This is a genomic window from Polymorphobacter sp., assembly GCF_051860865.1.
Classification (GTDB): Bacteria; Pseudomonadota; Alphaproteobacteria; order Sphingomonadales; family Sphingomonadaceae; genus Sandarakinorhabdus.
Window position 1 is genome coordinate 1 of record NZ_JBIMKZ010000096.1, and the last position, 9,952, is coordinate 9,952.

Sequence of the window (9,952 nt, forward strand, 5' to 3'; positions counted from 1 at the left end):
GCCGACCGCACTGACCCGCAGGTCGCCGCCAAATTCGATGCCGCCCTCGTCGCCGCTGATGATCACCCGCGCGGTGCCGGCCGTCCGGTCCTCGCCCGGCACGCCGCCCAGCGTCCGCGTGTCGGCGGAAATCACCGCATCGCCTGCTACCCGACCGAGGAAGCCATCCTGAACGGCAAATTCGGCCAGCCGCTCACCCTGCAGCCGCAGCACGCTCTCGAATTGCACGGCGCCGGTCTGGGTGATCGCCTGCGCGGTACCGCTGGCCGCGCCGGTGCCGCGCGCCGCCTCGGCATTCACCGCCGAGGTGAAGCGCTTGTTGTCGATCACCAGCGAGGCGCCGCCACCCACGTCCGCCACGTCGGCAAAGGGCGAACCGAACGACCCGTTGGTCGCCTCGACGATATTGCGCCCGGCCGACAGCACCACGGTATTGCCCACCACATCGGCGGCACCGGCAATGTCGAAGCCAAGGTCGCCGCCACCGCTGATCGTCATGGTGATCGCGTCATTCTTCGGCACTGCGACGAAATACATGCGGTTGGCGCCCGAGCCGGAGGCCGCCGGCCCGGTCGCACTGCCGGAAAATTCGATGGCGCTGGTTACCCCGGTGCCGACCGGCACGGCAATGTCGAACAACCCCTGGTTGAGCCGGTAATTGGCCTGCTCGGCCGCCACCACCGCCAGCGCGCCATTGACGGCAATGCCGCTGCCCGGCGCCGTCACGATCTGCGGCGCCTGCAGCACCACATAGCTGCCCGCGCCCAGCGCGCTGATTTGCGCCCCGGCATCCATCTGGATCCGCGCCGTCGCCGCGCCGGTGCCGGTCAGCGAAAAACTGCCATTGTCGATGAAGCCGTTCTGCCCGACGAACGGATCGGCCGTGGTCAGCACGAGGCTGCCGATATTGAAGCTGCTGTTCTGGCCGAGGATCATGCCGCCCGGCGAATAGAACCAGATCGAGCCCCCGGCATCGCTGTTGATGGTGCCGTCGATCAGCACCGAGCGGCCGGGGTCGGCCGGCACGATCCGGTTGAGGACCGTGTACAGCCCGTCCTGCAGATTGCTGCCGCCCTGGAAGTCCAGCGTCCGCCCCACCGGCATCAGGTCGATGGTCCCCGGCCCCGGCGCGGTGTCGGTCGGCGTCCAGTTGACGATGGCTGTCGGCGCATTGACGAACACGACATCGGTGCCGCCCGAGCCGAACATGCTGACCTCGGCGGGATTGAAACTGGCATTGGCATTGAACGCCGTACCGTTGAACTCCTGCGCCTCCGCCGCCCCGGGCAGCGCCGCCATCGGCAGCGTCACCAGCACCGCCGCCATCGCCCGCATCGAGCTGCCGGCGTATGCCGGCCGCCGGAGGCCGGCCGCCAGCCGACTATTGTTCACCGTACGCATTACCGATTCCCCCAGGGCCACAGCCGTGTCGTCAGCGTCACCAGAAAGCGCACATCGCCGGCCTGTCGCAGCCCCACCGTCCGCGTCGGCACCGCCACCACCGCATCGAGCCGCATCTTCTCGCCCCAGATCGTCCGTACCCCGCCGCCGACCGAGCCCAGCGCCCGCGCGCCCGCGCCGACCGGCGCGAACCGGTCCCACACCCAGCCGGCATCGGCGAACAGATAGGGCTCGGCGAGCAGCTGCGCCCGGGCCGAGAGCATCAGCCCCGGAAAGGCGATCTCGCTGGCCAGCGCCACGCCCTTGTCGCCAGTCAGCGCGCCCGGATCAAAGCCGCGACCGAGCGTGAAATTGCCCAGCGCAAAGGTTTCGTAGGAAGGCAGCGCCGAGGCCGAATATTGGCCGCGCGGCGACAGGCTGATTACCAGATGCTCGGCCAGCCGCAGCTCGGCCCGGCCCTGGAAGCGCACCAGCAGCGCCGTCGGGTCGCTGAACACCAGCCCCGGCGGCAGCGCCCCGGCCGCCGTGCAGGCCAGCGGCGTCTCGAGGCAATTGGGCGAGGCGCTCAATATGTCCATCCCCTGCCGCAGTTCGAGCGCGCCGGACAGTCGCCAGCCGGTCGCCCCGCCCGGGCCGACGCCGGCCATGTCGATCAAATCGCCGTCGAGCCGCAGATAGCCGATCCGCAGCCGGTCGCGGCTCAGCGGCAGCGCGTTGAATGCCACCCGCTGGTTGACGATCTCGATCCCGGCGGTCAGCCCCAGCGAGCCGCCCTGCCGGCGGATCAGCGGGTAGCGCGCGTCGACGGCGGCAATCGCCGTCTGCGCCAGAATCGGCGGCACCCCGGCAAGGTCCGGCCGGCTCCAGGCATGGGTGAAGCGTCCGCCGATCCGCAGGCCATTGCCGCCGACGAGAAAGTCATGGCCGATCTGGAAGATCATCTGCTCGTCGAAATCCGGCGTCGTGTAGAAGGACAGGCTGGTGCGGTCGCCCATCCCGGTCAGGCCATAGGCCTCGGCGCGGACCTGCCCGCCCCAGCGCCCGGTCGCCTCGGAGGCGAGGTTCTGCACCGAGAAGTCGACCATCAGCGGCGTGCGCTCGAGCGCGATCTCGGCGACCATCTCGCCCGCCCCGGTGCCGGCCGGCTTCAGCAGCAGCCGCACGTCATGGCCGGGCACGTCGCGAGACAGCAGCAGCCAGCGCTCGGCCTCGAAGCGGTTGAACACCTGGCCATCGGACAGCCGCGCCAGATAGCGCTCGAAGACCCGGGCATTGGCACCGGCGTCGCCCATCACCCGCACCGCCGTCACCTTGGCGTAGAGCACTTCGAGCCGCACTTCGCCATTCTCGATCCGCTGCGCCGGCACCTGCACGGCGGCGATATAGCCGCGCGCCCGCAGCAGCGTCGCCGCCGCATCGCGGATCTCGCAAATCACCGACACCGGCTGCTCGCTGTTCAGATAGCGGGCATAGAGCGGTTCGAGCTCGGCCGGGTCGACCGGCCCGAGATTGTTGAAGACGATCCGGCTCGGGGTGATGCGGATGGCAGCATAGGCGGGGTCGGACAGCGCGCAGGGGCTGCGCTCGATATCGCCCTCCACCCGCACCCGGCGCTGCTCGCGCCGCGGCGCCGTCGTCTGTCCCTCGATGACGTCGCGGCCCGGAATGGCGCCTGAAGGCAGTGGCGGTGCTTGTGCCAGCGCCGGTGCCGCGCCCAGCAGCAATGCGCCGGCCAACAGATTGAGCCCCCTGGATTGCACGCGAACTTACCCCCCTGCCGGCCCCTGCGCCGACGCCATACTCCGGTGCGCCCGTTATGATTATGAGTAGTTTCGCCCCCCGCCGAACGGAGCGCAAGCGCTTGTTGCCATTGACTTCAAACTTTTACGCAACAACCCCGTCGAGGGTTTCAGAAAATCCGGTTATCAGAGGCTCCATGACAGACAATAAAGCCCTCATCCTCCGCCAGCCCGATGACTGGCACGTCCACCTCCGCGACGGTGAGGCGCTGGCCGACACCGTCGCCGCCACCGCCCGCCAGTTCGCCCGCGCCATCGTCATGCCCAACCTCAAGCCGCCGGTCACCACCGCCGCGCTCGGCCGCAGCTACCGGGACCGGATCACCGCCGCGATTCCCCCCGGCACCGATTTCACCCCGCTGATGACGCTGTACCTGACCGACCATCAGGACCCGGCCGAGCTGGACCCGACGGTCTTCACTGCCGCCAAGCTCTATCCGGCCCATGCCACCACCAATTCCGCCGCCGGCGTCACCGCCATCGCCCATATCCGTCCGATGCTCGACACCCTGCAACGCCTCGACCTGCCGCTGCTCGTCCACGGCGAAGTCACCGACCATGACGTCGACATCTTCGACCGCGAAGCCGTGTTCATCGAGCGCACGCTGAAGCAACTCGTCAACGACTATCCGGCCCTGCGCATCGTCTTCGAGCACATCACCACGAGGGACGCCGTCGCCTTCGTCGAGGCCTGCGGCCCGAATGTGGCCGCCACCATCACCCCCCATCATCTCGCCCTCAACCGCAATGCGATGTTCGACGGCGGCATCCGTCCGCACGCCTATTGCCTGCCAGTCGCCAAGCGCGAGGTCCACCGCCAGGCGCTGCTCGCCGCCGCCACCTCGGGCTCGCCGAAATTCTTCCTCGGCACCGATTCGGCGCCGCATGAAGTCTCCACCAAGGAATCGGCCTGCGGCTGCGCCGGCATCTACAATGCGCCGGTCGCGCTGGAGAGCTATGCCGCCAGCTTTGAGGCGATGGGGGCGCTCGACCGGCTGGAAGGTTTTGCGTCCGAACATGGGCCGCGCTTCTACCGGCTGCCGCTGAACGAGGGCCGGGTGCGGCTCGACCGGACGGCGTTCACCGTCCCCGACCGACAGACTGTCGGTCAAGGAAAGGTCGTGCCCTTCATGGCAAACGAGGTGCTGAACTGGTCCTTTTCCGGGCCAATTCCGCCCCAAAACTAGCTCAAATAGGCCCGGGACTGCACCGAAAGTGTGCCCGAAAGCTGGTAGACCATCGGTTTTCCGGTCGGAATTTCCTCGGAAACGATCTCCGCGTCCGACAATCCGGACAGATGCTTGACCAGCGCCCGCAGGCTGTTGCCATGCGCGGCGATGATCACCGTCTTCCCCGCCGCCAGCCGCGGCTCGATCGCCGCCTCATAATAGGGCAGCACGCGGGCAATCGTGTCCTTCAGGCTTTCCGCCAACGGCACGTCGATGCCGGCATAGCGCGGATCGCCCGACAGGTCGTATTCGGAGCCCTTCTCCATCGGCGGCGGCGGCACGTCGAAGCTGCGGCGCCAGATCTTGACCTGATCAGCCCCATGTTTTTGTTCGGTTTCCGCCTTGTTGAGGCCGGTCAGCCCGCCATAATGGCGCTCGTTCAGATGCCAGTCCTTGGTTACCGGCACCCACAGCCGCCCCATCGCTTCCAGCGTCAGGTTGAGCGTCCTGATGGCGCGGGTCTGGACGCTGGCAAAGGCCTCGTCGACGGCGATGCCGGCCGCCTGCAGCGCCCGCCCGGCCGCAATGGCCTCGGCAACGCCTTGATCCGTAAGGTTTACGTCCCACCAGCCGGTGAAGCGATTTTCGAGGTTCCAGGCAGACTGGCCATGGCGCAGGAGCACGAGTGTAGGCATGGCCGGGCTGTAGGAAAAAAAGCCCCGCAACGCAAATGTGACGCCATGTTTCCACGCCGCAATATGCGGTGCATGATCGGCGTGCAGACACCGCGCGATGGAAGCCGATTCGACGATGACCTCCCCGCGCATCCTTGTCGTCGACGACGATGCCGGCATTCGCGCGCTGGTCGCCGAAAACCTCGGCCGCTACGGCTATGACGTGGCCGTGGCCGAAAATGCGAGCGCCATGGACCGGCTGCTCGAAGGCCAGGCGTTCGACCTGATCATCCTCGACATCATGATGCCGGGCGAGGACGGGCTGTCGGTGTGCCGGCGCATCGCCGCCGCCGATGGCCCGCCGGTGATCCTGCTCAGCGCGCTCGGCGCCGATGTCGACCGCATCATCGGGCTGGAGATCGGCGCCGATGACTATCTGACCAAGCCCTGCAACCCGCGAGAATTGCTCGCCTATGTCCGCGCCGTGCTGCGCCGGGCGGGCCGGCGGCCGGCGGACGGCGCCCGCGCCGACGTCGGCCGGATCGTCGAGTTCGCCGGCTGGCAGCTCGACATGATGTCCCGCTTCCTGCGCCGGGCCGACGGCGTGATCATCAACCTGTCCGACGGCGAATTCTCGCTGCTGCGCGCCTTTGTCGAGCGGCCGGGCCGGGTGCTGACCCGCGACCAGCTGCTCGATGCAGCGCGCGGCCCGGACTCGGAGGCATTTGACCGCGCCATCGATGTCCAGATCTCGCGGCTGCGACGCAAGCTGGGGGGCGATGACACGATCCTGCGGACCGTACGCAACGAAGGCTATATGTTCGTGCCCAAATTGGCCCGGCGATGAGAAAAAGGCGCCGCCATCGGCTGTTCGTACAGATATTCGCGGTGATGTTCGGCGGGCTACTGGCGACCCAGCTGATCAGCCTGGCGGTGGTGCTGGTGGCACCACCGGGGTTTCCGCCGGCCTTTGCCGCCGCCGAGATCGGCGACATGCTGAAGGCCCCCGATACCGTGCCCGAGCCGCTGACGGTGCGGCGCGTCACCAACCCCGGGTTCACCGGCAGCACCGCGCGTGAGGTCCGGCTGGCGGGCCGGATCGCCGAGCATCTGAAGGTGCCGGCCCGGCAGGTCCGTGTCGCCCTGCGCGGCCATCCGATGGGACCGCGCGGACCGTTCCCGATGCTGCGCGGACCTGGGCCGGGGGACCGCCGCTTCGGCCCAGACACACTGGTCATCGGCGATTTCGAGGCCGCCTTGCAGCGCGCCGACGGCGGCTGGGTGGTGGTGGCGACGCCGAAGACACTGCTCGATCCGTGGCAATGGCGGGCCATCGCCTGGCTGCTGGTCAGCATCGTCATCGTATCGATCCCGGCCTGGCTGCTGGCGCGGCGGGTGTCGGCGCCGATCGCCCGCTTTGCCGAGGCGGCCGAGCGGCTCGGCCGCGATCCCGAGGCACCGCTGGTGGCGATGGCGGGATCCAGCGAGGTCGATTCGCTGGCCGGGGCCTTCAACATGATGCAGCAGCGGCTGCAACGCTATGTCCAGGACCGGACGCAGATGATTGCCGCCATCGCCCATGACCTGCGGACGCCGCTGATGCGGCTGAGCTACCTGATCGAGAAAGCGCCGCCCGATGTGCAGGAACAGGCCCGGCGCGAGATCGACGAGATGAACGCGATGATCGGCTCGGTGCTCGGCTTCGTGCGCGACCGCAGCCGCGCGACGCGCGAGCGGATCGATCTGCGTTCGGTCGTCGAGGGGATTGTCGAGGATCATAGCGATGCCGGCGTGGCGGTGACGCTGGCGCCCGGCGGCGACATCGTCGTCCACGGCGACCTGCTCGGGCTGCGCAGCATCTTCAACAACCTGATCGACAACGCCGCCAAATATGGTGGCCGCGCCGTTGTCAGCATCGGCCGCCACGACTGCCATGCCGTGGTGCTCGTCGATGACGAGGGCGCCGGGCTTGCCGAAGGTGACCTCGAACGCGTGTTCGAGCCCTTCTACCGGGGCGAACCGTCCCGTAACCGGGGCACCGGCGGCATGGGGCTGGGGCTGGCGATCGTCCGGTCGGTCGCCCGTGCCCATGGCGGCGAGGTGACGCTGCACAATCTGCCCTCCGGCGGGCTCCGCGCCCGGGTGCTGCTGCCACTTTAGGGGGCGCTGTTTCCCAACATGTCCGGCAAGCAATTCCCCGGACATGAGAGCCGGCCATGGTGGGGACATGACCAAGCCGCCCCTTATCCTGCTCCTTCCCCTCGTCGCCCTGGCCTGCGCGCCGGCGCCTCCCGATGGACGCCGCATGCCGCCGCCCGGCGGCCGGCCATCATCGTTCATGAGCCCGATGGGGGAGCCGTTCCGGGCCATGCCGGGGACCGAACCGCCGCTGATGCGCTGGTTCGACCGCGTCGATGCCGACCGCGACGGGCGGATCGACCTGGCCGAGTTTAATCGCGATGCGCTGGCCTTTTTCGCCCGGCTCGACAGCGATGGTGACGGCCGCATCGTGCCGACCGAAATGCAGGCTTACGAACAGGCGACCCCCGAGCTGCGCGGCGGGATGGGCGGCCCGATGGGCGGCGGCGGGCCGATGGGCGGGCCGGGACCGATGGCTGGCGGCAGAGGCGGTGGCGGCGGCGGCGGCGGGCCGCCCGAGGGCATGGGCGGCGGTGGACCGCCCGATGGCGGCGGCAGACGTGGTGGCAGCGGTGGCGGCGGGCGTCAGCCCGCACCCGACATGCAGGGCGCAACGCGCTTCGGCCTGCTGGCGATTCCGCATCCGGTGGCCTCGGCCGATGCCGACTTCGACCGTGCCATCACCCGCGACGAATTTTCGGCGGCAGCGCGCCGACGCTTCGCCATGCTGGACCAGGATGGCGAAGGCGCCATTACGCTGGCCGGCCTTCAGGGCTTGCGGGCGCATCAGCGCCGGTAAGGGGACCGGGAGCGGCGCTGCCCCGCCGCTCCCGGTTTACCCATCAGGATCGGGGCGTCAGCATGACAGGGGCGTCAGAACGCCAGGCCCAGCGACGCGACGATGGCATTTTCCGTATAGCCGCTCTCCTGCCGGCGATCGTAGCGCGCCCGGAAGGTCATGAAGTCGCTGCGATAGCCGGCGCCGCCACCGAAGATCTTGCCGGTGCGGCCGATGGCGTCCCCGGTCAGGATCATGCTGTCGCCGCCGGCGAGGAACCGTGCCGTGGTTTCGGTCGGGGTCGTGCTGAAATTATGGACGTAGCCGCCATGGCCCTGGAACTCGAGATTGCCCTCGCCCCAGGGCACCAGCCAGGCGAGCGATACTTTGGTCGTGTTGGTGGCGGCGGTGTCGGTCTGCGCCTCGACGCCAAGGGCGAAATTGCCGTTGCCGGCTTCCGAATAGCCGCCCTGATGCAGCCGCAGCCAGGACAGGCTGTTGCTCGGCTCGATCCGCACCGGCCCCAGCTTGAACCGGCCGCCGAGGGTGAGGCCGGCGCCGAGCTGATAGCCGCGCCATGACGCGGTGACAGTGTTGGCGACGTCGCCGATGCTGACCGCGCGTTCGCTGCTGTAGGTGACCCGCGCGGCAAGGGCATTGGCCTGGGCGTAAAGGCCCTTCCACGAGGTCATCGCATAGGGCTGCACGCCGATCGCGGTGATCGAGACATTGGCATCGGGCAGGCCGTCGGCGACGGCCTGGTTGACCCCGGTCCAGTTGGCGATCAGCGCGGCGCCGACCGCATCGAACGGGCCGAGCTGCGTGTCGGCACCGATGGCGACCCCGAAGGTATTGTTGCGGAAGGCGGTTTCATTGGTGCCCGCCCGCTGGCGGCTGAAATGGCCGATCTCCTGGCCCCAGAGTCCGCGCGACGGCCCCCGCTCGATGCCGGTGGCGTCCTGCATGTCGGCGAGCAGCGACAGCCGCTCGGCCGCGGCGCCGAAGCCGGTGTCGGTGAGCGACTGCGCGGCGCGCAGCGCGGCACGGCCGAAGCTCGGCGGCGTCAGCTGGCGATAGGCGGCGGCGACGCTGGCGGCATCGCCGAGATTGGCGATGGCAATGGCTTCGGCCGAGCCATTTGGCAGCGCCAGCAGCGACTGGTCGAACAGCGCCGCCTGCGCGCCGGCCAGGCCGATGTCGGCGGCGGACTTGCGGACGAGGTCGATGGTCAGCGCGTTGCCGGTGATCGTCGGCGTGCCGGCGGTGAACAGGAAGCGGTTGCCGAGCGGGTTGACCAGGGTGTCAAGATGATCGGTGCTGATGCCGCCGGCGGCGGTGAGGATATCGAGGCGCTGGCTGGCGGCGAGCGACTGGATCGACAGCTCGATGGCGCTGGTGCCGGTGAAGCTGGCGGCGCCGCTCAGTGTCAGGCCGCTATTGCCGGACAGCACCGGCACCACCAGCACCGAAGCCCCGGTGGCGCTGATCGACGACAGCGGGGCCGTCGACAGGCTGAGATCCAGCCGCGCGGTGTCGGTCAGGGTGATGGCCAGCGGCGCGGTTGCGGTCAGCGCCTGGGCGAAGCCGGTGGCGCCGCTGAGCGCCAGCAGATTGTTGCCGCTGCCGAAGGCGACAGTGCCGGCGATGCTGCCGCCGGTCAGCGCCAGCGTGGCGTCGCCGCTGCCGAAGACGATGTCGCCGGTGATGGTGCCGCTGTTGGTGACGAGCACGGCGCCGCTGCTGGCCGACAGGTCGATGGCGCGGGCGGAAGCGGCGCTGTCGCCGGTGGCAGTGGTGATGGTGCCGCTGTTGGTGATGCTGGCGAGGGTGCCCGAGCGGTCGGTGATGGCATAGGCGCCGTTGCCGGTGCCGGTGGCGATGGCGGTGATGGTGCCGCTGTTGGTGATCGAAGACAGGGTGGCGCCGGCATCGACGAGGAGGCTGTAGGCGCTGCCGCCGGCGCCGATTGCCGTGGTGGTGGTGGCGGCGGTC

The 9,952-nt window shown here is 69.0% G+C and carries 7 protein-coding genes and 1 pseudogene; 4 read left to right on the forward strand and 4 right to left on the reverse strand.

Annotated features, from left to right (window positions below; genetic code table 11):
* A pseudogene (locus ACTIFJ_RS13985) lies at positions 1–1,401 on the reverse strand (hypothetical protein); the annotation flags it as partial.
* Positions 1,401–3,137, reverse strand: coding sequence for a ShlB/FhaC/HecB family hemolysin secretion/activation protein (locus tag ACTIFJ_RS13990; protein ID WP_439534724.1), 1,737 nt, complete (start codon positions 3,135–3,137; stop codon positions 1,401–1,403). The gene ACTIFJ_RS13990 and the pseudogene ACTIFJ_RS13985, both read right to left, overlap by 1 nt.
* A gap of 200 nt (positions 3,138–3,337) precedes the next feature.
* Here ACTIFJ_RS13990 and pyrC point away from each other — a divergent pair, with 200 nt between their 5' ends.
* The gene (gene pyrC, locus ACTIFJ_RS13995) at positions 3,338–4,387 is read left to right on the forward strand and encodes a dihydroorotase (protein ID WP_439534725.1); all 1,050 of its coding nucleotides are present in this window, start codon (positions 3,338–3,340) and stop codon (positions 4,385–4,387) included.
* Here pyrC and gpmA read toward each other — a convergent pair.
* On the reverse strand, positions 4,384–5,064 hold the full coding sequence (gpmA, locus tag ACTIFJ_RS14000) for a 2,3-diphosphoglycerate-dependent phosphoglycerate mutase (RefSeq protein ID WP_439534726.1): 681 nt from the start codon (positions 5,062–5,064) through the stop codon (positions 4,384–4,386). The two genes, pyrC and gpmA, sit on opposite strands and share 4 nt — an antisense overlap.
* A 97-nt stretch (positions 5,065–5,161) precedes the next feature.
* Here gpmA and ACTIFJ_RS14005 point away from each other — a divergent pair, with 97 nt between their 5' ends.
* From ACTIFJ_RS14005 to ACTIFJ_RS14015, 3 genes are all read left to right on the forward strand, one after another.
* Positions 5,162–5,890, forward strand: a complete 729-nt coding sequence (locus ACTIFJ_RS14005; protein ID WP_439534727.1) for a response regulator — start codon at positions 5,162–5,164, stop codon at positions 5,888–5,890.
* Positions 5,887–7,203, forward strand: a complete 1,317-nt coding sequence (locus ACTIFJ_RS14010; protein WP_439534728.1) for a sensor histidine kinase — start codon at positions 5,887–5,889, stop codon at positions 7,201–7,203. The genes ACTIFJ_RS14005 and ACTIFJ_RS14010 overlap by 4 nt, the downstream gene beginning before the upstream one ends.
* A gap of 67 nt (positions 7,204–7,270) precedes the next feature.
* Positions 7,271–7,981, forward strand: coding sequence for an EF-hand domain-containing protein (locus ACTIFJ_RS14015; RefSeq protein ID WP_439534729.1), 711 nt, complete (start codon positions 7,271–7,273; stop codon positions 7,979–7,981).
* Positions 7,982–8,055: 74 nt separating this feature from the next.
* Here the strand turns inward: ACTIFJ_RS14015 and ACTIFJ_RS14020 are convergent.
* A partial coding sequence (locus ACTIFJ_RS14020) for an autotransporter outer membrane beta-barrel domain-containing protein (RefSeq protein ID WP_439534730.1) occupies positions 8,056–9,952 on the reverse strand: 1,897 nt, incomplete at its 5' end.